General features: G+C 30.8%; 27 protein-coding genes and 1 pseudogene. 14 read left to right on the plus strand and 14 right to left on the minus strand.

Going from position 1 to position 25,964, the window contains the following annotated elements; translation table 11 throughout:
- Nucleotides 1–66: 66 nt before the first annotated feature.
- Genes argS through LW133_RS02405 form a run of 4 tightly spaced genes read right to left on the minus strand, consistent with a single transcriptional unit; the run spans nucleotide 67 to nucleotide 4,404 of the window.
- Nucleotides 67–1,647, minus strand: a complete 1,581-nt coding sequence (argS, locus tag LW133_RS02390; protein WP_233076037.1) for an arginine--tRNA ligase — start codon at nucleotides 1,645–1,647, stop codon at nucleotides 67–69.
- Nucleotides 1,647–1,889, minus strand: coding sequence for a twin-arginine translocase TatA/TatE family subunit (gene tatA, locus LW133_RS02395; protein WP_233076039.1), 243 nt, complete (start codon nucleotides 1,887–1,889; stop codon nucleotides 1,647–1,649). The genes argS and tatA overlap by 1 nt, the downstream gene beginning before the upstream one ends.
- A 59-nt stretch (nucleotides 1,890–1,948) precedes the next feature.
- Nucleotides 1,949–2,551, minus strand: a complete 603-nt coding sequence (gmk, locus tag LW133_RS02400) for a guanylate kinase (RefSeq protein WP_233076040.1) — start codon at nucleotides 2,549–2,551, stop codon at nucleotides 1,949–1,951.
- Entirely contained in the window at nucleotides 2,551–4,404 is a 1,854-nt protein-coding gene (locus LW133_RS02405) for a hypothetical protein (protein ID WP_233076041.1), read from the minus strand. The genes gmk and LW133_RS02405 overlap by 1 nt, the downstream gene beginning before the upstream one ends.
- 78 nt (nucleotides 4,405–4,482) lie before the next feature.
- Here LW133_RS02405 and LW133_RS02410 point away from each other — a divergent pair, with 78 nt between their 5' ends.
- Nucleotides 4,483–5,013, plus strand: coding sequence for a phospholipase D-like domain-containing protein (locus tag LW133_RS02410; protein WP_233076042.1), 531 nt, complete (start codon nucleotides 4,483–4,485; stop codon nucleotides 5,011–5,013).
- Nucleotide 5,014: 1 nt separating this feature from the next.
- Here the strand turns inward: LW133_RS02410 and LW133_RS02415 are convergent, their stop codons facing one another.
- Entirely contained in the window at nucleotides 5,015–5,455 is a 441-nt protein-coding gene (locus LW133_RS02415) for a GatB/YqeY domain-containing protein (protein WP_233076043.1), read from the minus strand.
- Nucleotides 5,456–5,522: 67 nt separating this feature from the next.
- Here LW133_RS02415 and flgH point away from each other — a divergent pair, with 67 nt between their 5' ends.
- From flgH to pseI, 5 genes are read left to right on the plus strand one after another with little or no spacing between them, the layout of a single operon-like run.
- The gene (gene flgH / locus LW133_RS02420; RefSeq protein WP_233076044.1) at nucleotides 5,523–6,224 is read left to right on the plus strand and encodes a flagellar basal body L-ring protein FlgH; all 702 of its coding nucleotides are present in this window, start codon (nucleotides 5,523–5,525) and stop codon (nucleotides 6,222–6,224) included.
- Nucleotides 6,224–6,904, plus strand: coding sequence for a pseudaminic acid cytidylyltransferase (gene pseF / locus LW133_RS02425; protein WP_233076045.1), 681 nt, complete (start codon nucleotides 6,224–6,226; stop codon nucleotides 6,902–6,904). Before flgH ends, pseF begins: the two co-directional genes overlap by 1 nt.
- A gap of 37 nt (nucleotides 6,905–6,941) precedes the next feature.
- On the plus strand, nucleotides 6,942–7,823 hold the full coding sequence (locus LW133_RS02430) for a hypothetical protein (RefSeq protein WP_233076046.1): 882 nt from the start codon (nucleotides 6,942–6,944) through the stop codon (nucleotides 7,821–7,823).
- 3 nt (nucleotides 7,824–7,826) lie between these two features.
- Nucleotides 7,827–8,345 carry a UDP-4-amino-4,6-dideoxy-N-acetyl-beta-L-altrosamine N-acetyltransferase gene (gene pseH, locus LW133_RS02435; RefSeq protein ID WP_233076047.1) on the plus strand — a complete coding sequence of 173 codons (519 nt, stop codon included), beginning with the start codon at nucleotides 7,827–7,829 and terminating at the stop codon, nucleotides 8,343–8,345.
- Complete coding sequence (gene pseI, locus LW133_RS02440) at nucleotides 8,335–9,354, plus strand: pseudaminic acid synthase (protein ID WP_233076049.1); 1,020 nt, start codon at nucleotides 8,335–8,337, stop codon at nucleotides 9,352–9,354. The genes pseH and pseI overlap by 11 nt, the downstream gene beginning before the upstream one ends.
- Here the strand turns inward: pseI and fur are convergent.
- On the minus strand, nucleotides 9,332–9,799 hold the full coding sequence (gene fur, locus LW133_RS02445; RefSeq protein ID WP_233076050.1) for a ferric iron uptake transcriptional regulator: 468 nt from the start codon (nucleotides 9,797–9,799) through the stop codon (nucleotides 9,332–9,334). The two genes, pseI and fur, sit on opposite strands and share 23 nt — an antisense overlap.
- A gap of 691 nt (nucleotides 9,800–10,490) precedes the next feature.
- Here fur and LW133_RS07415 point away from each other — a divergent pair.
- The 5 genes and pseudogenes from LW133_RS07415 to carA all read left to right on the plus strand — a co-directional run.
- Nucleotides 10,491–10,754, plus strand: a pseudogene (locus LW133_RS07415) (methyl-accepting chemotaxis protein); the annotation flags it as partial.
- A 39-nt stretch (nucleotides 10,755–10,793) separates the two neighbouring features.
- Complete coding sequence (locus LW133_RS07420) at nucleotides 10,794–11,273, plus strand: CZB domain-containing protein (protein ID WP_408610453.1); 480 nt, start codon at nucleotides 10,794–10,796, stop codon at nucleotides 11,271–11,273.
- 3 nt (nucleotides 11,274–11,276) lie between these two features.
- Nucleotides 11,277–13,205, plus strand: coding sequence for a transglycosylase domain-containing protein (locus LW133_RS02460; protein ID WP_233076052.1), 1,929 nt, complete (start codon nucleotides 11,277–11,279; stop codon nucleotides 13,203–13,205).
- 69 nt (nucleotides 13,206–13,274) lie between these two features.
- Entirely contained in the window at nucleotides 13,275–13,823 is a 549-nt protein-coding gene (locus LW133_RS02465; RefSeq protein ID WP_233076054.1) for a DUF507 family protein, read from the plus strand.
- Nucleotides 13,823–14,941, plus strand: a complete 1,119-nt coding sequence (gene carA / locus LW133_RS02470; RefSeq protein ID WP_233076056.1) for a glutamine-hydrolyzing carbamoyl-phosphate synthase small subunit — start codon at nucleotides 13,823–13,825, stop codon at nucleotides 14,939–14,941. Before LW133_RS02465 ends, carA begins: the two co-directional genes overlap by 1 nt.
- On the opposite strand, the gene LW133_RS02475 is transcribed toward carA, so the two are convergent.
- The 4 genes from LW133_RS02475 to LW133_RS02490 are packed head-to-tail and all read right to left on the minus strand — an operon-like array spanning nucleotide 14,931 to nucleotide 18,915.
- Entirely contained in the window at nucleotides 14,931–15,221 is a 291-nt protein-coding gene (locus tag LW133_RS02475; RefSeq protein ID WP_233076057.1) for a hypothetical protein, read from the minus strand. The two genes, carA and LW133_RS02475, sit on opposite strands and share 11 nt — an antisense overlap.
- A gap of 9 nt (nucleotides 15,222–15,230) precedes the next feature.
- A complete protein-coding gene (locus LW133_RS02480; protein ID WP_233076058.1) occupies nucleotides 15,231–16,547 on the minus strand; it encodes an NFACT family protein in 1,317 nt (438 codons plus the stop codon).
- Nucleotides 16,544–18,073 (minus strand): AAA family ATPase, encoded by a 1,530-nt coding sequence (locus LW133_RS02485; RefSeq protein ID WP_233076060.1) that lies wholly within the window; start codon nucleotides 18,071–18,073, stop codon nucleotides 16,544–16,546. The genes LW133_RS02480 and LW133_RS02485 overlap by 4 nt, the downstream gene beginning before the upstream one ends.
- The gene (locus tag LW133_RS02490; RefSeq protein ID WP_233076062.1) at nucleotides 18,070–18,915 is read right to left on the minus strand and encodes an NAD(+)/NADH kinase; all 846 of its coding nucleotides are present in this window, start codon (nucleotides 18,913–18,915) and stop codon (nucleotides 18,070–18,072) included. Before LW133_RS02490 ends, LW133_RS02485 begins: the two co-directional genes overlap by 4 nt.
- Nucleotides 18,916–19,008: 93 nt before the next feature.
- On the opposite strand from LW133_RS02490, the gene LW133_RS02495 reads away from it, so the two are divergent.
- Nucleotides 19,009–19,767 carry a sulfite exporter TauE/SafE family protein gene (locus LW133_RS02495; protein WP_233076064.1) on the plus strand — a complete coding sequence of 253 codons (759 nt, stop codon included), beginning with the start codon at nucleotides 19,009–19,011 and terminating at the stop codon, nucleotides 19,765–19,767.
- 3 nt (nucleotides 19,768–19,770) lie between these two features.
- Here the strand turns inward: LW133_RS02495 and LW133_RS02500 are convergent, their stop codons facing one another.
- From LW133_RS02500 to LW133_RS02515, 4 genes are all read right to left on the minus strand, one after another.
- Entirely contained in the window at nucleotides 19,771–20,523 is a 753-nt protein-coding gene (locus LW133_RS02500) for an SPOR domain-containing protein (RefSeq protein WP_233076066.1), read from the minus strand.
- Nucleotides 20,524–20,585: 62 nt separating this feature from the next.
- A complete protein-coding gene (locus LW133_RS02505) occupies nucleotides 20,586–21,836 on the minus strand; it encodes a serine hydroxymethyltransferase (protein WP_233076069.1) in 1,251 nt (416 codons plus the stop codon).
- Nucleotides 21,837–21,849: 13 nt separating this feature from the next.
- On the minus strand, nucleotides 21,850–23,358 hold the full coding sequence (gene lysS, locus LW133_RS02510) for a lysine--tRNA ligase (protein ID WP_233076071.1): 1,509 nt from the start codon (nucleotides 23,356–23,358) through the stop codon (nucleotides 21,850–21,852).
- An 8-nt stretch (nucleotides 23,359–23,366) separates the two neighbouring features.
- Nucleotides 23,367–23,966, minus strand: coding sequence for a CvpA family protein (locus LW133_RS02515; RefSeq protein WP_233076072.1), 600 nt, complete (start codon nucleotides 23,964–23,966; stop codon nucleotides 23,367–23,369).
- A gap of 25 nt (nucleotides 23,967–23,991) precedes the next feature.
- Here LW133_RS02515 and LW133_RS02520 point away from each other — a divergent pair, with 25 nt between their 5' ends.
- Nucleotides 23,992–25,314 carry an apolipoprotein N-acyltransferase gene (locus LW133_RS02520; protein WP_233076074.1) on the plus strand — a complete coding sequence of 441 codons (1,323 nt, stop codon included), beginning with the start codon at nucleotides 23,992–23,994 and terminating at the stop codon, nucleotides 25,312–25,314.
- Nucleotides 25,314–25,955: an ABC transporter ATP-binding protein gene (locus LW133_RS02525; RefSeq protein WP_233076196.1), complete on the plus strand. Its 642-nt coding sequence runs from the start codon at nucleotides 25,314–25,316 to the stop codon at nucleotides 25,953–25,955. Before LW133_RS02520 ends, LW133_RS02525 begins: the two co-directional genes overlap by 1 nt.
- The last annotated feature ends 9 nt before the right edge of the window (nucleotides 25,956–25,964 follow it).

Below are 25,964 nucleotides of genomic sequence, written 5' to 3' on the forward strand. Positions count from 1 at the left end.
AAGCGTTTATATTTTACTTTTCAAGAATTTTTGAGTGGAAGATATCCTTGAAAAGTAATTTTGCAGTTACATTTCAGTTTTTATTTGAATACCCAATAGATGGAATGCAAGGGTGAAGGTATTGCTAACCACTGCAAAGATTTTTAAAAATTCTGCTTCATTGGTAGTGTCTAAAATTTTATATTGATTATAAAAGCTATGAAAAACTCCTGCAAGATTTTTTAAATATTCACAAATTTTATGCAAAGCTCTTTCTTCAAAAGCATTTTGTAGAATTTTTTGTAATTGTAGTGCTAAAAAGAGCAAGTCCAAAGCATCTTTATTTTTAAGATTTTTAAGTGTTACTTTAGAGTAATCATATTCTTTTTGTGCCTTTTTGAAAAGTGTATGGATTCTGGCGTTTGCATAATTGATATAAAAAATCGGATTGCTAGAATCTTGTTTTTCAAGCTCTTGAAGATCAAACTCTAGAGCAGTATCAAGCTTTTTGGATAAAAAGATAAAACGCAGTGCATCTGCACCAATATCTGCGACAACATCTTTCATTAAGATAAAATTTCCTGCTCGTTTGCTCATCTTGTATGGTTGCCCACCTTTAAGAAGACTTACCATTTGTGCAAGGATAATTTCAAGTTTATTGCTTTCAAAACCTAAATGCTCTAAACTGGCTTTAATTCTGTTGATATAGCCATGATGATCTGCGCCCCAAATATTGATATAGTGTGCATATTTTCTTATAAATTTATCATGATGATAGATAATATCACCAGCCAAATAGGTAGGTTCATTATTGTCTCTAACAATAACACGATCTTTTTCATCTCCAAATATTTCAGATTTTAACCAAATTTTTTGATCTTTTTCATAAATAGCATTATGTGTTTTTAGTTTTTCTAAGATATCTTTCCATTGAGAATAAAGCTCTTTTTCACTCACAAAAAAGTCGAAGTTAATGCCAAGTTCCGAGAGATTACTTTTGATTTCTTCAAGCATTAGATCTTTGCCAAAAATACTGAGAATAGGAATATTTTCTTGTGTAAATATTTCTTTACCAAATTTTTCTAGAGCTAGTTTTGCAATATCTATGATATATTCACCTTTGTAGTAGTTTTCAGGATATTCTACACTTTGGTTAAGTAGATATTCTTGTCCAGCAAGCATGATGGATAGACCTAGCATTTGTATCTGAGCGCCTGCATCATTAATATAATATTCTGTTTTGATATTGTATCCAAGATAATTACCAACTTTTACAAGACTATCACCAAAAATAGCACCTCTTGCATGACCGATATGAAGGGGTCCTGTAGGATTTGCACTAACATATTCTAAGAGTATTGATTGTTCTTTTTTTGCAGGTGTAGCTTTGTGAAAAAGAGTATGATTTGCCATAGAATCTAAAAAATGTGAAGAAAGAGTGAGGTTGATATATCCTCCAATAACTTCGACTTTTTCAAAAATATCTATTTCTTGAATCTTTGGAGCTAGATCACTAGCAATATTTTGAGGAGATTTTTTATAAGTTTTAGCCAGAGTAAATGCAATAGGAGTTGCATAATGGCCAAAATCTTTATTTTTTGGCGTTTCTAAGCTAATATCTTGTAAGTCTAATTTAGCTTCTAATTGTGTTTTGATGGTTTGATACATCAATCTTCCTTAGATATTTTTGTATTTTTTACTTTTTCAGCTTTTGTAGCAGCAATTTTTTCTTGTTTTTTATTCTCTATCTCTTCTATTTCTTCTTCATCATCTTCTTTGATAGCTTTTTTAAAGTTTTTGATACCGCTACCAAGACCTTTTGCTAATTCCGGAATTCTTTTTGCACCAAATAGTAATACAATAACAAGCAAAACAATAACCCAATGCCAAATGCTTCCAAAACCACCCATAATTACTCCTTTTTTTAAATTATGAAAATTTTAAAGATTATACAAAAAAAATATTATTTTTATATAGTTTTCCATTTTTTGTTTAGTGCTAGAGCATCAAAATTTGTGCAAGAAAGCGAGTGGGCAATTGCCAGAATAGATTTTGATGCTTGATTGATATTATCATTAATAATTACAAAATCAAATTCATGGATATGTTGCATTTCTTCATAGGCATTTTGAATACGCTTTTGAATAGTGATGGCATCATCACTTTGACGAGATTCTAGACGCTGTTTTAAAATCATATCTGTAGGTGTTGTAATAAAAATAGATTTTGCAAAAGGATAGTATTTTTTAATAGAGCGATGTCCTTGCACATCAACATCAAATATAATTAAACGATCTTCTTTTAATGCATTTTCTATAGGAATTTTTGAGGTGCCATAATAGTTTTGATGCACTTGTGCCCATTCTAAAAATTTATTTTCCTTTATATCTTGTAAAAATTCTTTTTCTGTAACAAAAAAATATTCTCTACCATGCATTTCACCTTTTCTTGGTGCTCTAGTAGTTGTGGATATAGAAAAATAAAGATTGTCAAATTCTTGCTTTAAAATTTGAAAGAGAGTGCTTTTTCCACTTCCACTAGGCCCTGATAAGATAAGCATATTGTTATGCATTATTTTCCCTTGTTTATATTGATTGAAATATTGAGACTATTAAGAAGGTTTTCAAGTTCTTCTTGAGGAGTTTCTTTGATTAATTTGGCAAGATCTTTGGTGGTAATAGTATTTTGTGCTATATCTAATTCTTGGATTAATGATTGTTTATTGATTTTTATATTTTCTGGTTTATCAAAAGAGGTTTGCAAGGTTTGAGAAATTTCATTTTCATTGAGAGTTAGAGTATCAATTTCATTGTAGTTAAATTTTTTTTGTGCTAAAAATTGATGAATATTAAGAGGAGGTTCTGATTGTTCTGATTGTTCTGATTGTTCTGATTGTTCTGATTGTTCTGATTGTTCTCTATCAAAAAGCTCTATAAAGTCTGTTTCTGTGAGATGGTCAAGATCTTTATATAGAGCTTGACTGTTAGATTGTGTGGATATTATTTTAGTGGTAGGAGTATGTAGTGTTTGCGATGTTTCTGTATTTTTTGGAAAATTATTTAAAAAATCAAGATCGGACAACTTTGTAGTGATTTCATCAATGGAAGTCGAATTATGGTCTATTGGAGTTTGTGTCTCTTCTAATAATTTTTTTACTTCATTGATTTGATTAAGGTCAAGAACGCTTGATTGATCGGTATTATCACGATTTTCTGGTGTATTGGAGAGATAACTATCTAAATGTTCTAAAAAATCATTATTTGTTTGTATATCATCCCAGTTTTCTATTGAGGACTCTTTAGATAAATGTAAATCTTCAAGCAACTCATCTTTATCTTTTGTATCGACCTTTTTTGCCATGTTTTCCGTATCTATTGCTTCAGGGGTTGTATTTTTCGCAGTTGCAACATCAGGCGCTAAATTATTTTCAGTATTCGCTTTTGTAGAAGAAAGCGTGAGATCAAAATCTTGTAAGAATTTATCGTCAAAAGGGTTATTTTGCATATCTAATGCGTTGAAAAACTCATCAAGTTCTTTCTCTTTGTTGGAAGTATTAGGAGGCGTAAATTCTAGAGAATTTAAATTATCAGTAGAGTTATCTTTCGGATTTGATAGATCTTGATGAGAAACTAAAAAGTCAAAATTTACAATCTTATTTTCTTTTTCAGAATCTATAGAGTTTTGAGAAAGACTAGTTTCTGAATTTTTTTCTTGATTTTCAACGGATTGCGAAATTGTTGAAGTTTCTGTAGATATTGAAGATTGGATAGTTTCCTGTGAATGTGTAGTAAAAAGTTCTTCTGAAAAATTTATATGATTTTCTTGGTCTATAGAGGAGGGGATTATAGAATCTTCGGGTTGTTTTAATATGGAATTGTCAGAATCAAGAGAAGAATGCATTCTAGATTCAAAAATCATGGTATTGGAATCTGAAATTTCTTTTTTATCAAAAATTTCTGATAAATCATCAAGGCTTTTTTCTAATTCTTTGTCAAAAACTTGTAATTCTGAGGAGGTATTTAAAAAATTTGAAGTATTTTTTGTATGGTCTGGTAGATCAAAATCAGAATCTAAAGAATCAGTATTGAGGGATTTTTGTGTATTTGATGTTTCTGGTTGGTAATATTGTCGTATGAGTTCTAAGATTTGCGTGGGTAAAAACGGTTTTTTAATATAATGATCAAAATTTTGTAAGGGCTTAGACATTTTTTTGTGAATTAAAACTTTTAAAAATGTGGTATCTTTTACATGAGTGAGGTGCGCAAGATTATCATCAAAAAAAACTAAAGTATTTTGAGTAGGAATTTCTTGTAATATTGCAAGATCTATAGTCTCAAAAACTTGCAATGAAAGATCAGATGCTTTAGCGGCATTTCTGACAATTTTTATTACCATTAAATCTTTGCTAAATAAAAAAATATTCACAATCTGGCCTAAAATATAAAATAATCTTGAGTAAAATTATAGCATTAAATTCTATAGAAATCACATTGAGGAGTTAAAATGTTGCATAAAATTATAATGCTATGTTTATTTTTTTGTATTTCCTTGCATGCGGATGAAATTTATTTTATGCCATATGAAAAAAAAGAAGCTTTAATGGCACTGCAAAAGCAGATTTTAAGTGCTAAAAAAAGTATTAAAATTGCTATTTTTAGTTTTACAAATAAGGAGTTGGCAAAAGTATTAAAACAGCAAGCTCAAAAAGGTGTGCAAATTTCTATTATTTATGATTTAGATTCTAATTATAATAGTCCTTATTCTACTATTGGATATTTAGCAAAATTACAAAATATTAATGCTTGTACACTTCAAGGTCTAGAAAATAAAAAAGGTGTAAAAAAATACCATGGTATTATGCATCAAAAGCTTGTAATTATTGATGAAGAGTTTGTAGTCCTTGGTTCGGCAAATTGGAGTAAAAATGCCTTTGAAAATAATTATGAAAATCTTTTGATTACAAATCAAAAAAATATTGTGCAAAAGGCAAATTATTACTATACAAAAATGCTTAAATCTTGCAAGCCTTTTTAGCTTAAGCTTTTTGAAGTAGTTCTTTTACCATAGAGGAAATTCTTTTTCCATCTGCATTAAGTTTTTTTGCTTCTTGCATCACCCTTCCCATGTCTTTTGATCCTGCATTGAGAGAAGTGATAATTTCTTCAATTGCTTTTTTTAGTGCTGCATCATCAAGTTGTTCAGGAAGATAAGAGGTAATAATTTCCATTTCTTTGATTTCTTTTTCAAAAAGATCGTTTCTTCCTGCATTTTTATAGGCCATGGCTGCATCATCGCGTTGTTTGTATGCAGTTTTTAAAATTTTAATAATATCAGAATCTTTAAGAGTGATTCTTTGGTCAACTTCTACTTGCTTAAATGCGCTATTTAGTAGTCTTAAGGTGTCACGTTTAAAGCTATCTCCATTTTTCATTGCTTCTTTTAAATCTTGGTTAATTTTTTCTCTAATTGTGTTCATAGATAAATCCTTTTTGGAATAAAACTTGCTTTACATTATAGCATAAGGAAAAAATGAAGGATAAAAAATGAAGGATAAGTTTCTAAGTATCTTAGCAATTTTTTGTATTGTTTATGCCTATCAACCAGAAATTGAGATGGATCCACCTAGTTATGTTGAAGAGATGCCATCAAAGGATTTTATTCCAGATTTTGCACAACCTGGTAGCCTTTTTGGACAAGGGGATAAGCCATTATTTTCTGATAGGAGAGCAATGCGTCCGTATGATTTGATTACTGTGGTGATTAATGAAAATTCTAGTGCAAATTATTCTTCTTCAAAGGCGTATAATAATAACTCTAGTGGTAACTCCACAGCTCCAAGATTGCAATATAATGGTAATGATGTTAATAAGTTAAGACAAACTCAAGAACTTGATGATAAGACAAATTATACTTTTACAAAACCAACCAGTAATTCTAATTTTAAGGGTGGGGGAAGTCAGAGTAAAAGCGAAAATCTCAATTTAATGATTACAGCTAGAATTGTCAAAGTTTTAGAAAATGGAAATTATTATATTTATGGAAATAAAGAGATTTTAGTGGATGGAGAAAAGCAGATTATTAAGATAAGTGGTGTGGTGCGTCCTTATGATATTAATCGGGACAATACTGTAGAATCTAAATATCTAGCCGATGCAAAAATACAATATGCAAATCTTGGAGATTTGAGCAATACAAGTAAGAAAAAAGTTGCAACTGATGCTATGGATAGGGAGTATCCTTATTGATGGAAACAGTGGCAATTATCCCTGCTAGAGGTGGAAGTAAGAGAATTTTGAAAAAAAATATCAAAGAGTTTTGTGGTAAGCCAATTATTGCTTACTCTATTGAACTTGCCCTAAAAAGTGGGGTATTTGATCAGGTGGTTGTAAGTAGTGATGATGATGAGATTTTAGAAGTAGCAAAAAAATATGGTGCGCAATGTCTTAAAAGGTCTCAAGAATTAGGAAGAGATGATACGCCAACACTTCCTGTAATTGCTGAGGCGATTAAAATGCTTGGACTTTCAGAAGATAGTATGATTTGTTGTCTTTATGCCACAGCACCACTTTTAGAGGAATCTTATTTTTTACATGGGAAAATGGCTTTAGAAAAAAGTCAAAATAAGTCTTATGCTTTTTCGGTTGTAGAATTTGAAAGTTCTCCATTCAGGGGCTTTAGTATTCAGGAAGATATAATCAATTTGCTTTTTCCGCAATATCAAGTCTTTAGATCGCAAGATTTGAATAAAATTTATCATGATGCTGGGGCTTTTTATTGGGGGTATGCCAAAAGTTTTTTAGAACAAAAACCTATTTTTGATAAAGATTCTATACCTATTGTCTTGCCAAAGCTTATGGCACAGGATATTGATACTATAGATGATTGGAATCTTGCAGAAATTAAATATAATCTAAAATATGCCTAAAATTTTTATTTTTTGTGAGAGAGGGGTTAATTATGGTATGGGGCATTATGGTCGCTGTGTTCTTTTGGCAAAAAAGATAGAGGGATTAGGATTAGGGTTTAGCGTAGAAATTTATTGTCATGATGAAGAAAATGGGAGGGGTGATGCATGGTTTTTTGGAAATAGAATCTTAAAATATCTTCAAGATGAAAATTTAAAAGCAGTAGTAATTGATAGTTATCAAGCAGGAATAGAAGTTTATAGGAATGTTATAGATTGTGGGATAAAGTTATTAGTGCTTGATGATATTGGTAGATTAGATTTTCCTTGTGAAAGTGTGATTTTAAATGGTGGAATAAATACAAAAAAACTTTATAATAATCATCCTCAAAATCTTGTATATGCAGGATTAGAATACATGATTAATGATTCAATTTTTTTAGAATCTGGAAAGCGAAGAAAGATTAAAAAAAATATTGAAAAAATTTTAGTGTGTTTTGGAGGGAGTGATAAGGAAAATTATACACAAAAAGTGCTGGATCTGTTAAAAGGTTTTTATTATGAAATTGTAGTAGTTTTAGGGGCTTGTTATCCTCATGAACTACATACAAAGGCTAGAATTTTAAAAAATATTACTTCAGAAAACTTGGCGGAGGAGTTTATGGATTGTGATGTAGCAATTATTGCAGGGGGAAGAATGGTAAATGAAGTGATAAGTTCTAGGCTTCCTGCACTTGTATTTAGTGTTGCAAAAAATCAAGATCATCAAGTAGGGTTTTATGATGCAATGAAAGTGATTAAAAAAGTGAATTTAACAAATCTTATTGCAAATTTGAAAAAACTTGACTTTGTTACGCGATATAGCATGAGCATTGCCTCTTCTAAGATAAAATTTGGTAATGAGTTGCAAGAAAGTTTAAAAAAAATATTAAAGGAATGAAAAATGGCAAAAATTTTTACTTTCAATGGTGTGCAAGCGATAAATTTCGTAGATCTAAAAGAAAAGGAAATTTATAAGGTTTTAGAATTTCGTAACCATCCTGAAATTTCTAAGTGGATGTATAATTCTTCAATTTTATCGTTGCAGGCACATTTAGACTTTTTGGAAAGTTTAAAAACAACACCCTCTACTTGCTATTGGGTTTTTAAAAAAGATGAGGAATTTTTGGGGGTTGGATCATTAAAGAGAATTAATATTGCACACAAAAATGCTTATTTGGGTATTTATAAAAATCCTGAAAAAAAAGGAGTGGGTGATGAGATTTTGCAATTTTTAGAGTATATTGCTTTTGATTCTTTTGGGTTACACTCTTTAGTATTAGAAGTGATTGCAAGTAATAAAAAAGCTATTGCTTGTTATGAGCGTAATAAATTTGTACATACGGGGACATTAAAAGAATATATTTTTATGAATAAAAAATATCAAGATGTGTTAATTTATGGAAAAATTAATGCAAAATAAAAAACAAAGACCACTTTTAGTTGCAGAAATTAGTGCAAATCATAATCAAAATTTAGAGCTTGCAAAAAAACATATTTTATATGCCAAAAAGGCTGGAGCAAATGCTGTAAAAATCCAAACTTATACTCCTTCATGTTTAACACTTAATTCTAAAAGTAATATTTTTAAAATCAATGCTAATAGCCCATGGGATGGAAAATATCTTTTTGAGCTCTATAGTGAAGCATTTTTACCTTGGGAGTGGCATGAAGAATTATTTGAATATGCCAAAAATATTGATATTGAAATTTTCAGCTCTCCTTTTAGTTTAAGGGCTTTAGAGCTTTTGGAATCTTTGCATTGTCCGCGTTATAAAATTGCAAGCTTTGAGTGTGTTGATTTGGATTTTATTTATGAGGTAGCAAAGACAAAAAAACCTATTATTTTATCCACAGGAGTTGCACAAGAAGAAGAGATAAAAGATGCGGTTTTAGTGTGCAAAAAAGCAGGAAATAATGATATTACACTTTTGCAATGTACAAGTGCATATCCTGCACCATTAAAAAAAGCAAATCTTTCTAAAATGCCATTATTTTTTGAAAAATATGGAGTAAAGTATGGTCTTTCAGATCATACTTTGGGAAATTTGTGTGCAATTATCGCAACTACTCTTGGAGCAAGTTTGATCGAAAAGCATTTTATTTTGGATAAAAAACTAGGAGGAGTGGATAGTGATTTTAGTATGGATTTTAAAGAATTTTGTGGACTTTCAAAAGAAATTGATAATGTGATTTTGGCATTAGGAGATAAAGATTCTCCTAGAGTGGTGAGTGAACAAGAGAGGGTATTTGCAAGAAGTTTATTTGTCAAAAAGAAAATTCAAAAAGGAGAAATCTTAACTCGTGAGAATATCGGATCTTTTAGACCAAATGCAGGATTACATCCAAAGTATTTAAAAGATGTATTGGGAAGAATTGCTACAAAGGATTTGGAATTTTCCAAACCCCTTAATGAGAATGATTTTGAGTAGAAGCTTGACATTTTTTACAAACGACAAAAAGACGCATATCGTGGCTAATAAGCTTACAGCCATTAATATCCGCTACTTTTAATTGTTGTTCCTCAATATTACTATCGACAAATTCTGTAATTTCGCCACATTCAAGACAGATAATATGATCATGATGTTCTTTAGCAGCAATCTCATAGCGTTTGCCATTCTTATCGGTTTCTAATGTTGTAACAAAATTTTCTTTTTCTAAAAAATTCAGAATCCTATAAATTGATGAAATACTAGTATTTTTATCTTTGATACGGATTTCATTGGCAATTTCTTCTGGACTTAAATGTGTACGATTCTTGTATAAAACACTAATAATCTCTTCTCTTTGTTTTGAGTTTTTTAATCCATTTTTTTTGATAGAAGATTTTAATCGCTCCAAGATGGATTCTAAAGTTTCCAATCTATTTTGCATGAGAACTCCCTAATTTATTGTAAAAATAACTCTTTATGTTTATTGTAACACAATTCCCATTATTGATGATTAATAGAAAAATTAAAAATGGTAAAAAGTTCTAAATTAAAGAAGAATTTTTATTATAGTTAAGTATAATAGAATGCAGAACCTAGTAAAGAAAAATCAAAAGGAGAATGTAGTGTTTGGAAAATCAAAAGAGATGATGTTGAGAATTGCACAGAAAAATTCTGAAATACAAGGAATGCAAAAAGAGCTACAAAAATATAAAGAATTAGCATTTTTATCTACACGAGGCATTGTGTTTATGCAAAAAGACGGCACGATTACTTTTAAAAATAGTGAAGCACAAATCCTTGATGATCAAGAACTTTTAGAAATAGACATAAATAAAAAGGAAGTAGAAATTAGAGGTGTGCTTTATAATGTGCAAAAACAGATAATCTCTAGTGATATGTGTTGTATACTTAGCAAGTCTCAAGGTTTTGTAGAAGAAGGAAAAAAACAGATATTTTCCCAATATTTTTCCAATTTAAAAGAAGGTTTTTCTGATACGCAAAATTCTTTGCAAAATATTCTATCTGAGTTGAAAGAGATGCTTAGTGAGGCGATTAATGGTGAAAAAATTGGAATTACAGGCTTATCTTTAAGTAATGAAAGCTTAAATGATGTACAAGAATTACATAAAAAAATGGATGTTGTAATGTCTTTGGCACACTCCTTAATGCAGCGTAGCAATGATATCACCAGTGTGATTTCTTTGATCGATGATATTGCGGAACAGACAAATCTTCTTGCATTGAATGCAGCGATTGAAGCAGCTAGAGCAGGAGCACATGGTAGAGGTTTTGCTGTTGTGGCCGATGAAGTAAGAAAACTTGCAGAAAAAACACAAAAAGCAACAAAAGAAATTGCAATTGTCGTGAAGTCGATGCAGCAAGAATCTAGCGATATACAAGTAGGAATTGAAATGACAAATGAAGTTGCAGATAAAATGAAAATAAAAATTGAGGAGCTTCATGGTGCGGTAAATAGCTATAGAAATCGTTCAACATTAACAAAATATGCAGTACAAAATTCCAATAATCAGGTTTTCTGTGCACTTGCAAAACTCGATCATATTATTTACAAAAATAATCTTTATTCCATGATCTTTAAAATTAGCAATACCTTTAATCAAGTTGATCATACTCAATGTCGTTTGGGTAAATGGTATTTTGAAGGTGATGGTAAGCGTGACTTTTTTGATACACAGGGATATAAAAAATTAGATAGTTTTCATATGCAGGTACATACAAATGCAAACTATTTGGCTCAAGCTATTCAGAAAAAAGCAGATAATCTTGAAGAAATTACAGAGCAAAAGATTCAGGCAATGGAAAATGGAAGTAAGGGGGTTGTTGCTTGTATTGATGAAATGTATCTTGAAAAATATAATTATTTTCAAGATAAAAAGGCACAGATAGGGGTTTAAAGTTTGATTTTTTCTAAAAAAAAATTTTTAGTTGTGTTGGGTATTGTTTTAGGTGTTTTATTTTGTTGGTTTTTTAGTGTCTGGATTAGTCTACAAGCTGATATAGATAGGTTAAAAAACTACACCCCACAATTAACTACACAGATTTTAGATAGAAAAGATAGGCTTGTGGCAAATATTTTTGGAAATCAGTTCCGATTCTACGCGACTTTTAATGAAATTCCACCTCGGATGATTGAAGCACTTTTGGCGGTTGAGGATACATTGTTTTTTGAACATCATGGGATTAATTATGATGCAATTCTTAGGGCAATTATTAAAAATTTACGTCATGGAAAGTATTCTGAAGGTGGAAGTACACTTACACAACAATTGATTAAGAATGCAGTTTTGACACGAGATAAAACGCTTTATCGCAAGATTAAAGAAGCAATTTTAGCAATTCAAATTGAGTTATCATTAAGTAAAGAGGAAATTTTAGAGCGCTATTTAAATGATACTTTTTTGGGGCATGGGTATTATGGAATAAAAGCAGCTGCACTGGGATATTTTAGAAAATCTCTTGATCAGCTTAGTTTGAAAGAAATTGCGATGATTGCAGGTCTGCCTCGTGCACCAAGTTTTTATGATCCAACAAAAAATATTGATTTTTCTTTAAGTAGGGCAAATAATATTTTGGAGAGAATGTATACGTTGGGTTGGATTGGTGAGAATGAATATAAGACCGCTCTTGTTGAGATTCCAGAAGTTTATAACCAAAGTTTGGCACAAAATAAAGCACCATATGTAGTAGATATGGTATTAAAACAATTAGATTATATTCAAGATATTCGCACTGGTGGGTATATAGTTAAGGTCGGGATTGATTTGGATTATCAGGCTATGGCACAAGAAGCTATGGAAAAGGGTTATAAAAATGCTATGAGAATTAATCAGCTTGATGAAAATGAACATATGTTGAATGGTGCTATGATTGTGACACAGGTAAAAAGTGGAGAGATTTTAGCCTTAATTGGTGGGATTGATTATTCCAAAAGTGCATTTAATCGAGCAACACAGGCAAAAAGACAGATTGGTAGCACCATTAAACCTTTTGTTTATTTAAATGCTTTTGATTTAGGATACTCTCCTGCTACAATGATAGCAGATGTAGCAAGAAGTTTTGACAATAGTGATAATGAAGACTATTGGCGCCCTAGAAATGCTGGAAATTCTTTTAATGGAATTGTGAGTTTGCGCTATGCGTTAATACATTCATTAAATCTTGCAACGATAAATTTAGTTGATATGGTTGGATTTGATAAAACCTTTAATGCCTTAGAAAAATATAGTCTTAATCCTAGAGAGAAGAATCTTACAATTATTCTGGGTAGCTTAATTGCTTCTCCTATGGATTTAGCAAGAGCGTATTCAATTTTTTCTAATCAAGGAGTAATGCTTGAACCTCAACTTGTTAAAGAATTAATTAAAAGAGATGGTAGTAAAAAGGTATTTTATAATAAGCAAGAAGAGATCACAAGTCCACAGCAAGCCTATTTAGTCACTTCTATTTTACAAGAAGTGGTAAAAAATGGAACTGGTAGGTGGGCTAGGGTAAAAAAAATGGATGTAGCAGGCAAAACAGGGACTACAAACAATAATAATGATGCATGGTTTTGTGGTTTTACGCCAGAAGTACAAGCAGTAATTTGGTTTGGTAATGACAATAATGGTTCTATTGGAAAAATAGGAGGCGGGACAAGTATTGTGGCACCTGTATTTTCTGATTTTATTAATAAGATTTTAAAAATTGATCCTGGTATGGAGAGGAATTTTGAAAAACCAGATGGGGTTTATCAAAAAACTATTAATGGTGTAAAATATTTCTATACAGAAATTTCAAAGTTGCCTGAAAAAAAGATTGTTGATGATGAGAATAAGCTTATCTTTTAGAATATTTTTATAAAAAATTTATAGAAAACTCGTTAAAATCATAATTATTTAAAATAATTGAGGTGCGCAATGAAATTAAAACTAAATCATGTTTCTTATGTGGCAAATAAAATCGCTATTGACATTGCAAATTCAAATCTTTTGGAGGTACAGACTTCTATAGATAAAATTACTAAGTTAGCAATAGAAATTTTAGAAGAAGATATCAAAAAAGAATTACAAATTGATAGTAAGGCAAAACAGCTTTTAGAGGAAAATATTGAAAAAATTGAATATGTGCGCGCGGATGAAAAGCAATTGTTTTGGATGATTAAAAAGCAGCTTGCACAAGATGAGAATTTTTCACTTTCTTGGGAAGATCGATACAATGAATTATCTCATAAATTACTTGATGAAATGATCTTGGAAGGAATGATTAAGATTAAAGTCAGTGAAAATCAAGTAAGAAACTTGATTTTTAAAGCAATTGATATGTATGCAAAAATTTATGAAGAGGTTGAAGATGTGGTTTTTGATAAGATTAAAAACTATAAGCGCAAAATTATGGTAGGTACAGATGAGTATGAGTTAATTTTTGAAAAAATGTATCAAGAAGAATTGACAAGAAGAGGGTTTTAATGCAAAAAGCTTGGATTTATTTAGAAAATGGAATGTTTTTTGAAGCCCTATCTTTTGGTGCAGAGGGAAGTAGTGTTGGGGAAATTGTTTTTAATACCTCAATGAGCGGGTATCAAGAAATTATTACAGATCCTAGCTACGCAGGACAATTTATTACTTTTAGTATGCCAGAAATCGGGATTGTCGGAGTGAATTCTTTTGACGCAGAATCAAAAATACCATATTGCAAAGGGATTTTGGTTCGAGAATATAATGGAAAATTTTCAAATTTTAGAGCGGAAGAAAATTTAGAAAAGCTTTTAAAAAAATACAATATTATGGGGCTTGCACAAATCAATACACGTGATTTGATAAAAACAATTCGTAATGAAGGTGCGATGATGATGATTGCATCAACTATTATTAGCGATAAAAAACTCCTGAAAGAAGAGTTGCACAAATCTCAGCGTATTGAAGAAATTAATTATATTGAGAAGGTTTCGACAAAGGTGCCTTATATACATCAGCAATCTATTTTTGATTTTGAAACTTTTTCATATGCTAAATCACAGACACAAAAGAAAATTGTGGCTATTGATTTTGGCATTAAAACAAATATTTTAAATGAATTAACTGCAGTGGGGCTTGAAGTGGAGGTATTGCCTTATAGCTTTGATGCAGAAAGTTTAATCAAGCGTTTTAAGATAGGGGAAATTAGTGGAGTGTTTTTATCTAATGGTCCAGGGGATCCTATGGTTTTGACTAAAGAGGTTATGGAAATTAAAAAACTTATTGTTCATAAAATTCCTATGTTTGGCATTTGTTTAGGGCATCAGCTATTATCCATTGCACATGGCTATAATACATATAAGCTTAAATTTGGACATCATGGTGGGAACCATCCGGTAAAAAATCTTAAAACCGGTGGTGTGGAAATCACTTCTCAAAATCATAATTATTCTGTGCCAGAGGAGATAGAGGAAGTGGCACATGTCACACATCGCAATCTTTTTGATAATACTATTGAGGGGGTAGAATATAAAGATAGCCCAATTTTTTCAGTGCAGCACCATCCTGAATCTAGTCCTGGTCCCAAGGAAGCAAGTATTTTGTTTAAAAAATTTGCCGCTATGCTTTGATATCTAAAATATGTTTAGAAGAGTAGTTTTGTTTTTCTATCTCTTCTTTATCATCTTCCTTTTTTGTATTTTTTTCTTGAAAGTTTTGTTTATTTTCTTTTTTAGAATCTTTGTTGATTGTATTTGTTTCTTCAGTAGGGCGCACCTCTTGAATTTCATTGATTTTGTCTTTAAATTCTTGATTTATAATAGGCATAGATTCGTTATTTCTTAGATTTGCTACATTGACTTGAGTGTTTTGATTGATATAGGTGATATTTCCAATTGGTGAAATTGCCATGAGAAATCCTTACTTTTTATACATCAAAGTTTGGTGTTTTGTATATACCACATTTGCCTTTTCTTTAATTTTTACAAACTTCCTTAATGTATAATCGACTGCAAAATTTCCTTTTTTAATGCAATCTAATCCTACAAGAATCTCACCAGCTTTTTGGATAATATGTAGAGGAACCTTGCTTTTTCCACAATGGATAATCATATGTGATGAGGGAATGTCACGGATATGTAGCCAAATATCATTAGCTTTTGCATTTTCTAGAAGTTGTTTGTTTTCATTTTGATTTTTTCCTAATGATATTTTATGATTCTCAATAAAGAAGCTTTCAAATTTTGGTGCCTGTTTTTGATTTTTTTTGGAAGGTTGTAAAATTAAAAGATTTTCTAAATTTTTTGTTTCTTGAATAAAGCTAATTTCTTTGTGTAAAAATAGGATTTTATCTTTAAGATTTTGTTTTTGCATGCTAATTCCCTTGGCTTTTTGCAAGGTTTTTTTACTCTGGTTAAACATGTGATTGACAAGATCTTGTGGAGATGCAAATTTTTTTTCAAAAGATAGTGTTATATAGTTTTGCATGAAATCTTGTAGTGTGATTTTATCTTGATAGGGTGTGAGAAGATGAAGGTTGGCAAGTAATAGCGTAGCGTCATTGGAAAGTTTTTTTGATTCTTCTAGAAGTTTTATTTCAGAGGGTAGAGAATCTAATAAGAGATTATATTTTTGCATCTTTTTTTCAAGAGAATATAAAATAGCTTTTCTTTTAGATTCTAGATTTTTTTGCATTATTTGTACATAATGATTTTTTAGATTTTCTAGTAATTTTTCTTTATCATATTCTTCAGGAGTGTAGTGAAAATTTTTTTGGAAAAGTGGTGTTAGGGTGTGATTGACTTTGATTTCTCTTGAACTTTTATCTTTATTGAGATGACGCATTGCTTCAAGAATAATTTGTTTAGAATCCACCAAGATTGCATTAGTATATTTTCCTGTAAATTCAAAATGTAAGAAAAAATGATAGCTTTTATAAGCATTATTTTGTGTGAGAGAAAAAATTAATATTCTGTTGTTGCCATCGGTATAGCAATCATTTATACTTGCTTTTGTGCAAAGTTTTTGCAACATTAAGTCAAAAGGAGCATGATAGTTTTTTTGACTAAGAATATTTTCTCCTATAAAAATTTGACTTTGAGATTTATTGAGATCAAGGTAGAAAATATCTTGTTGGAGTTGGAGTTTAAAAAGATTATCATTAATACGCTTGATATGGTGGATTTGCTGATATTCCTTAAAAAGTTTAGCAATATTTTTTAAAAAACTAAGTTTCATAGCCCTAGTCTTTTTTTAGCAAAATCTAAGGCTTCTTGAGTAATGTTTGAACCGCTAATCATGCGTGCAATTTCTTGAATTTTTCCAGATGTATCAAGAATTTTAATCTGACTTTTTTGCCCTTCTTTATATACAAGATAGTGTGTGTCTGCAAGTGCGGGGAGGTGGGGTTGATGAGAGATGGCAAAGATTTGGTAGGAGCTAGAGAGTTTTTTTAGAATTTTTGCTACCCCTTCACTTTCTTCACCACTTAGATTAGCATCAATTTCATCGAGCACTAAGATTCCTGTATTGTGATTAAAGTCTGAATTTAAACACATTATCGCTAGTCTTAAGCGATTGTATTCTCCTGTACTAAGATTTTGGATTGGGGTGTTGTGTAGTTTTAGCTGGATTTCTTGCGTTCCTGTGGAATTTAGTATAGATTCTTGTAAGATGATTTGTATAGTTTGAAGCTTAAGAGTTGTGCAAAGTGTTTGTAGTTTTTCAAGAAAAAGAGGAAGAAATTTTTCTCTATAGGCTGTGATATCTTTTGCAATAAGATGGCACTTATTAGATAAAACATCTTGTTGTTTGAGTAATTTTTCTTTATTAAAACTAATATTTTCATAATCTTTTAGCTTTTGCTCTTGTATATGTAGATGATTGATTGCAGATTCTATGCTTCCATAACGTTGATTAAGTAAAGCGAGATCAGAAAGTCTTTGGAGTAGTTCTTCGGGATTGATCTCATCAAGCGAAAGTATTTTATTTTCTTGATCTTCTAAAATCCCTTTAGCTTCATATATACTATCATAAAAATGTGGTAAATCAATTTCTAGAGCATCTAATGCTGTTTGGATGTTATCGAGATGTTCAAAGGCTTGTAGGGCATTTTGAATTTTTTCTTGAATCTTTTCTTTTTTTGATAAGGTTTTTTTAAGTGCAATGAGTTCTTCATATTCTCCAAGTTTTGGATTAATATTAGTAATTTGTTTGATTTCAAAAGTAGCCAAATCTTTAAGATCTTGAATGTTTTTTTCTTTTTCAAGCAAGGCTTGGTATTGTTGTTTGACCTCTTTGAGGGATTTGTAATTTTCTTGCATTAAGAGGAGAGAATCCTGATATGATGGATCTTGATTTTTAATGAGATTATCAAAGGTGTTGAGAATATTTTCGCTAAGTAGTTCCGTGGCATTTTTGAGGGAAATATGCTTGATTACGGGAGAAAGGAGTTCTTGGAGAGTTTTTTTTGCAATAAAGTTTCCTTGGAGATTATAACGCGTTTTATCTTTTTTTGTTATGCTAAGAATAATTTCTTCCTCATTTTGTAAGTCATAATCCTCTAGATCTACCTTAAGATTTGACAAAATAGCCTGCAGACTTTTAGCATTAGAATCTTTGATACCAAAAATTGCAAGAAGAGATTCCATAAAAACTGATTTACCGCTACCGCTAGCACCACTAAAAACATTTAATCCTGTGTGCAAATCGATCTGTAAGTGTTCAAAAACCGGCGATTCTTTAATTTGAATACTTTCAATCATTGCTGTCCCCATTGAAATTTTTCTTTTAAGATTTGGAAGTAGCTTCGATTTTCTTTTTGTAAAAGATAACTGGGATTTTGGGCAATTTTGATTGTGGTGATATCATCAGGGGTGATAGGAATCTTATCTTGTCCATCGATAATTAAAAACCCTTGCATATTGATCTTAAATTGCAAAGTGCATTCGTGTAAAACCATGGGGCGTTGGGTGAGGGTGTGCGCAGCTACAGGTGTGAGAAGAATATTTTTGCATAAAGGATAAACAATCGGTCCCCCTGCACTGATATTATAAGCAGTGGATCCTGTAGGGGTTGCAATAATCAAAGAATCTGCATGATAGGTGTTAAAAATTTCAGAATCAATAAAAGCTTGAATTTTTAAAATTCCACTTACAAGATTATTTTTTGAAATTAAAAATTCATTAATGGCAATTTTTTTGGGCCCATTGTTAATAGAGGCCTCTAGAGTTGTGTGGGCATTGAGTTTATATCTTCCTTGTCTGAGTGCGGCGGCAAATTCAATACTTTGAGATGGATTAATTGCAGTTAAAAAACCTAAGTTTCCTATATTAATTCCAAATGCTGAAATAGAGTAGGGGTACAATTTTCTTAAGAGTGAAATTAATGTGCCATCTCCCCCGATAGATATCATTGCATCTACTTGTTTGACTAGTGTTTCAAAGGGTAAGAAAGTAGTATTGATTGTTTCTTGTTGGGATTCTTCTTCCAAAATAACTTCTATTTTTTCTTTTGCAAAATCTTCTTTAATTTTTGAGAATAAATAAGTAATGTTTGGAGTATTTGGTCTTAGGACAGCACCAAGTTTTGTGATATTTTTTTGCATAGAATCCTAAAATTTTTATGTTATTGTAGCAAATTATATAAGTATTCAAAAAGAATATATACAATAAAACCTATTGAATTATTAAGGTTTTTTATGGAATTTTTATATGTAGCAGTTGGGGTGATCTCAGGGATCACTTCAGGGTTATTTGGTTTGGGTGGTGGGACTATTATAGTTCCTATAATGCTTTCTTTAGGTTTTGGTGTGCAGCAAGCAATTGGTATATCAGTTTTGCAAATGATGTTTGCTTCTGTTGTGGGGTCGATTATCAACTATAAGAAAAAGTTATTTTCCTTAAAAGATGGTATTTTATTAGGCCTTGGAGGTATAATTGGTGCAAGTTTTAGTGGAATGGTTTTGAAGGTCTTGAGTGAAACACAACTTACTTTTTTGTTTTTATGTTTAATGTGTTTTTCATTTTATAAATTCTTGAAAAAAAAGCCCGTAGAAATAGGGAAAAATCAAGAAGTTGTTTCGCAATTGCGTTATGCAAGTATTTTGATTTTTACAGGTGTAATTACTGGTATTTTTGCAGTGTCTTTGGGTGTTGGTGGTGGATTAATTATGATGCCTATTTTGATGTATTTTTTAGGTTTTAGTACAAAGTATATTAGTGCATTGTCTTTATTTTTTATTGTTTGCTCTTCAATCTCAGGGGCTTTTTCGTTATGGAGAAATCAAGTTATTGATAGCGATATTTTATCTATTGGTTTGATTGTTGGGATTAGTGCTGTTGTGGGGGTAAGTATTGGAATTTATTTGATACAGAAGATAACAGCTCATTTGCATAAAAGCATATTATCTTGTATCTATATTTTTGCTATTTGTGTAACAATTTATCATCTATTTTGAAGTTTATTTAACTTCAAAATAGATACTATCTTTTAAGCTAGCATGTGCCTTTTTGTATTGATTAGCTTCTTTTCTTGTCTGGAAAGGACCGATAAGATATTTTGTTGCTTTTTGATTTTCTATCTCTATATCTAAAACTTTAAATGGATGTTGCTCAAGGAGTGCTTGTAATTTTTTATTTGGCATGCTCTTAAAAACTCCAACTTGCAAATAAGATCCTTTTGTTGCTTGTTCAGGAATAATTTGGCTAAACTTTTTTGTGGGTTTTTTTACTGGTTTCATAGTTTGTTTGGCACTAATAGCTTTTTCTATATTCTTTTGTGTGGCTAACTTGCTGCTTACATTGTTATCTTGTGAAACTTGCGCTGTATTTGGCATTATATCTTGTGAAGGAATAGTGGTATCTAATGATTGTTCAGTTTGTTGCATATTATGTAAATTTTCTTCTTGTTGATTTGTTTGTTTAATATCATCTACAAATTTATCAAGACTTGTTTCTGCCATATCTGTATCTGTAAGATTTTCAAAATTCTGATCTAAAAAATCAGTATTTTCTTGCTCTTGGGGCATTGTAATATTTGTATTGTAGCTTTGTTCTGTATTTTCTAATTTATGATCAGATTTTGTAAATGACCAAATTAACAATACGGCAATTAAAACAGCAATAATTGCAACAATTCCTATAATAATATTTTTTGTTTTTTGTGATTGTTTAGAGTTCTCTAACAACATTTCGTTAAAATCTTTCTCTTCCATTTTATACTCCTTTTTTATATGAAATTAAATTATAGCCTTTATTTTTCATTTTTTTTATTTTTTTAAAAAATTGGCTTATCATAAACTGGAAATTTTAGACCAAGTTCATAGATTTCTTCTCTGATAGAATTTTGCAATTCTATATCTTGAATATTGTCTAAAATATCTGCAATTTTATTGGCAATCCAAATAAATTCAGTTTCTTTCATGCCTCTTGCAGTAAGTGCGGGAGATCCGATTCTAATACCGCTTGTTATAAATGGACTGCGTTTTTCACCAGGCACAGTGTTTTTATTTACCGTGATTCCTGCATTTGCTAACGCACTATCAGCATCTTTTCCACTAAAATCTTTATTTAAGAAACTCATTAAAATTAGGTGATTATCTGTTCCACCACTTACGAGGTCATAGTTTCTTTTTAGTAGTACATCGGCCATAGCCTTGATATTATTTTTTACTTGTTTTGCGTATATTTTCCACTCAGGTTTAAGATTTTCTCCAAAGCCTACAGCCTTGCCCGCAATAATATGTATTAAAGGACCGCCTTGAGTACCAGGAAAAACTGCTTTATTGATTTTTTGTGCTATCTCTTCATTATTGCAAAGAATAAGACCACCACGGGGGCCGCGTAATGTTTTGTGTGTAGTGGTAGTTACAACATCACAATAAGGGAATGGATTTGGATATTCTCCTGCTACAACAAGTCCTGCCACATGTGCTATGTCACCCATTAAAATAGCACCCACACTATCTGCAATTTCTCTAAATTTTTTAAAATCTAATTCTCTAGCATAAGCGGAGAAGCCACAAACAATGAGTTGTGGTTTAACAATTTTTGCATATTCTAAAACTTTATCATAGTTAACTTTACCATCAAGCTCGACGCCATAAAAAAAGCTTTGATAAGTTTGGCCGCTCACATTTACTTTTGCACCATGAGTTAAATGTCCACCATGGCTTAAATCCATACCTAAGATTTTGTCATAAGGCTTGAGTAATGCGGCATAAACAGCAGTGTTAGCTTGTGATCCAGCATGAGGTTGTACATTTGCAAAATTACAACCAAAGAGTTTTTTGGCACGCTCTATTGCTATATTCTCAATTTCATCAACAAACTCACAACCACTATAATATCGCTTACCAGGATATCCTTCAGCATATTTATTGGTTAAAATACTTCCTACTGCTTCCATTACACTTGGGAATGTGTAGTTTTCACTTGCAATCATTTCCAAGTGATGGTTTTGTCTTTGAAATTCTTTTTGTATACTCGCAAATACTTCTGCATCAGTTTTTTCTAAATAATATTGCATAATTTCACCTTTCTTATTTGGTTGTGTTTTCATTAATATCAAGTTGCGTTTTTGTGGGTTTCATTGCAGGAAACAAAATTACATCCTTGATTGTTTTTGCATTGCTTAATAACATTACTAAGCGATCAATTCCTATCCCTTGTCCTGCAGTAGGTGGCATTCCATAACCTAGTGCCCATACATAATCTTCATCCATATACTGCGCTTCTTCATCACCTGCATCTTTTGCTTTAACTTGTTGTTTGAATCGTTCAAGTTGATCAAGAGGGTCATTAAGTTCGCTAAAGCCATTGGAAATTTCCTTGCCCCCAATAAAAAGTTCAAAACGATCTGCAATTTCTGGATTATTGTCATTGCGTCTTGCAAGCGGGCTAATGTCAATAGGGTATTGGGTAATAAAGGTTGGATTAATAAGCTTTTCTTCTACAAAAAGATCAAATGCTTCACCAAGCAGTTTTCCATAGCTTATTGGGAGTTCTAATTTTGTATGCTGTGCTAAAAATTCATGCAGTTTTTTTTCATTTTCTATAATTTCTCTAGGTACGCCCCCGATTGTTTCTAATGCATCTTTATAGCTAATGACTTGAAAATTTTCAAAATTAATTTCATGTTCATTGTATTGTAGAATTTTGGGGAGTTTAAGAGCATCTAAAAGATAGGCAAAAAATTCTTTTGTAAGAAGAATTAAATCTTCATAGGTCTTATATGCCCAATAAAATTCAATCATTGTAAATTCTGGATTGTGAGAATGATCCATTCCTTCATTTCTAAAATTTCTATTCATTTCAAAAACTGCTTCAAATCCTCCAACAATAAGGCGTTTTAAATAAAGTTCTGGAGCAATACGCAGATATCTATCAACATCTAATGCATTGTGGTGGGTAATAAAAGGTCTTGCATTTGCACCACCGGGGATAGGATGAAGCATAGGGGTTTCTACTTCTAAAAATCCTTTAGATTCAAAAAATTTTCTAATATGTGAGATAATTTTACTACGCAAAATAAAAGTTTCTTTGACTTCTTTATTCATAATTAAATCTACATAGCGTTGTCTATAGCGTAATTCTATATCTGTGAGACCATGGAATTTTTCTGGCAATGGTACTATTGCTTTTGTAAGAAGTCTGTATTCTAGGGCATGTAGACTGAGTTCGCCAGTTTTAGTTACAAATGGATAGCCATAAACATTAATAAAATCTCCAACTTCTAAAGTCTTTTTTAGGAGTTCAAAATCATTTTGTAAATCATTTTGTGAAGCATAAATTTGTATACTTGCATTGGAATCCTCAATGTTGATAAAGCATGCCTTACCCATCATTCTTAAAAGTTTTACACGTCCTGTGACATAGAATTTTTGTTCTAATAATTTGTTGTTTTCTTGATCTTTAAGATAAGAGAATTTTTGAATAAACTCTATATTTGTGATAGTTTTTTTACTTTGATTATCGTAGGGATTTTTTTGATGATCTCGTAAGATTTGTGCTTTGCTTAATCGTTGTTGAATATATTGATTGCTAAACATAAGTTCTCCTATTTTGAGGGATTGATGATTGATGGTATGGTTTCTTGTATTTGTTGTGCCCCATCTTTGATTTGTTTTGATGCTTCAGGTGACAATTTTTCAAGTTTTTGCATAATTTTTTCTTTACTATCAAAACTTATAATAATTTTTGCAGTGTCTAACATTGCGTTATAAACCTTACTTTTGTTCGGTAATGTTTTTACAAGATCAATTTCTTGGATAAATTTAATTTGTACAATTCCATAAATAATGAAAGAAAAAAGGCAAAAAACCTTAACGCAAGAAAATAGATACCCTAGTATACGATCCAAGAAACCAAGACCAGTAGATTTTACGAACTTTGAAACAACAAAACCAATTGCTAACATTCCAATCCAAAAAAATGCCAAAACAATTAAGAAGCCTAAAATAATGGAGATAGATGGGCTTTGTATATTATAGACATGGCTATTGAAAAATATAGCCATGTCGCTTGCCAATCTTGAAGCAAAAAATATTCCTGCAACAATTCCTATGAGTGCTGAAATCTCATGAATAAATCCGTCAAAAAATCCTTTGTAACTTATCAAAAGTATGATTACTAAAATTACAATGTCAATATAATTCATTACCCTGCCTGTAAAACTAAATATTGTGCAAAACAAAAACTTGTGCTATTCTACCAAAAAATATTTGACTTTGTGGAGTTTTGGGGTGAATTTGCGTATAAGTTTTTGGGTAAAAAATCTACAAGCTTTTTTATTCGCTTTGTTTTTTTGCTTACCGATTTTAAGTGGAGCTTTTTTACTTTCTTTGGAATATGAAAAAATTTATATTGCTTGCAATAGTATTTTTGCTATTTTTAGTATTGTAGTGTTTTTAAAGATTCCAAAAAAAATGAGATTTAATTTTGGATTTTTTGTTGGAATCTTGCTATTTTACTGGATAGGATTTAGTTTTTTTTATTCCCCTTATCCTTTTTTAATGCCTTTTGTGAGTGTTGGGGTTGCTTTGATTTATGCGGGGATTTTAGGGTTGACTTTATGGGTTGAAAATCTTTTTTTTAGAGCAATAATGCTTTATTTTCTTGGTTATGTGCATCCTTTTTATTTTGATTGGTTTTTGCCACAATCTTTTTTTGCATATAGTATTTTTGGTGTAGATAATTTTAGTTTTTTGTGTATTTTGCTTGCGGGGATTGTTTTGGCAAACTTTACGATAAAAAAATTTTTCTTTGCTGGATTATTGTTGGTTTTAGCAATTTTTAATACTAATTTTTTTACAGAATATCAAATTCCTTTTAAAATTTCTTTAAGTTCTACAAATATTCCTCAAGATGCGCGTTGGGATAGGGATTTTATCGATTCTATTATTGCGCAAAATTTTGAAAAAATCTATCAGGCTAAAAAAGAAAAAAAAGAAGTAATTGTATTACCAGAAACAGCTTTTCCAATGGCGTTAAATATGCAACCTTATATCCTGGAGGCCTTGAAGAATCTAAGCAAAGATATTGTTATTATTACTGGTGGAATGCGACTGGAAAATCACAAAAGTTATAATAGCACCTATATTTTTACTGATAATAAAGTAGAGATTATTGACAAAGTTGTATTGGCACCATTTGGTGAGCGTATCCCATTGCCAGATTTTTTAGCAAAATATTTTTATAAAATATTTTTTGGTGCACAAGAAGGGTTGGAATCTGCTCAGATTCCCAGAGATTTTATTCTTAAGAATCAAAAATTTAGAAATGCAATTTGCTATGAGGGAACTTCTTCTCTGCTTTATCAAGGTAATCCAAAATATCTCATTATGATCAGTAACAATGCTTGGTTTTTTCCAAGTATTGAGCCTTATTTTCAGCAAATTTTGCTAAAGTATCGCGCAAGAAAACATGGAAGCATAATTTTTCATAGTGCAAATTTTTCTAATTCCATGATTATTTTTCCTACTTTATTTTCAAGGATAAAACAATGATTTTAACGCTTAAATCTCTTAGACATAGTTTTGAAACTATGCTTTATGATGATGTAAATTTTTCTTTAGATTATGGGCAAAGTTTAGCAATTTTAGGAGTAAGTGGTAGCGGAAAATCAACAATTTTAAGTCATCTCTCAACAATGCTAAAACCAGATAATGGTGTGATAGATCTTTTAAATTATCAAGATATTTATTCGCTAAGTCAAGAAAAATTGCTTAAAATTAGACGCTATGAAATTGGTATTATTTTTCAATCTCATTATCTTTTTAAGGGATTTAGTGCAATGGAAAATTTAAAAATTGGAAATCTCTTAACAAACACACATCTTGAAAAATCTCTTTTAGAATCTTTTGGAATTGATCATATTTTGAAGCAAAATGTAGGTACATTAAGTGGAGGACAACAACAAAGAGTATCAATTGCTAGGGTTTTAGGCAAACAGCCAAAAATTATTTTTGCAGATGAACCTACAGGGAATTTGGATCATGATACTGCAAAAAATGTTATGTCTGTCATTTTTGAATATGTTAAAAAAACAAATACCGCACTTGTTTTGGCAACACATGATGAAGCATTGGCTAGAGAGTGTGATTATGTTTATCGTCTCAAGGATAAGAGATTGGTTTTAGAAAAATAAAAGCCTAAG

This window comes from Helicobacter anatolicus, assembly GCF_021300615.1.
In the GTDB taxonomy this organism is placed as follows: domain Bacteria; phylum Campylobacterota; class Campylobacteria; order Campylobacterales; family Helicobacteraceae; genus Helicobacter_H; species Helicobacter_H anatolicus.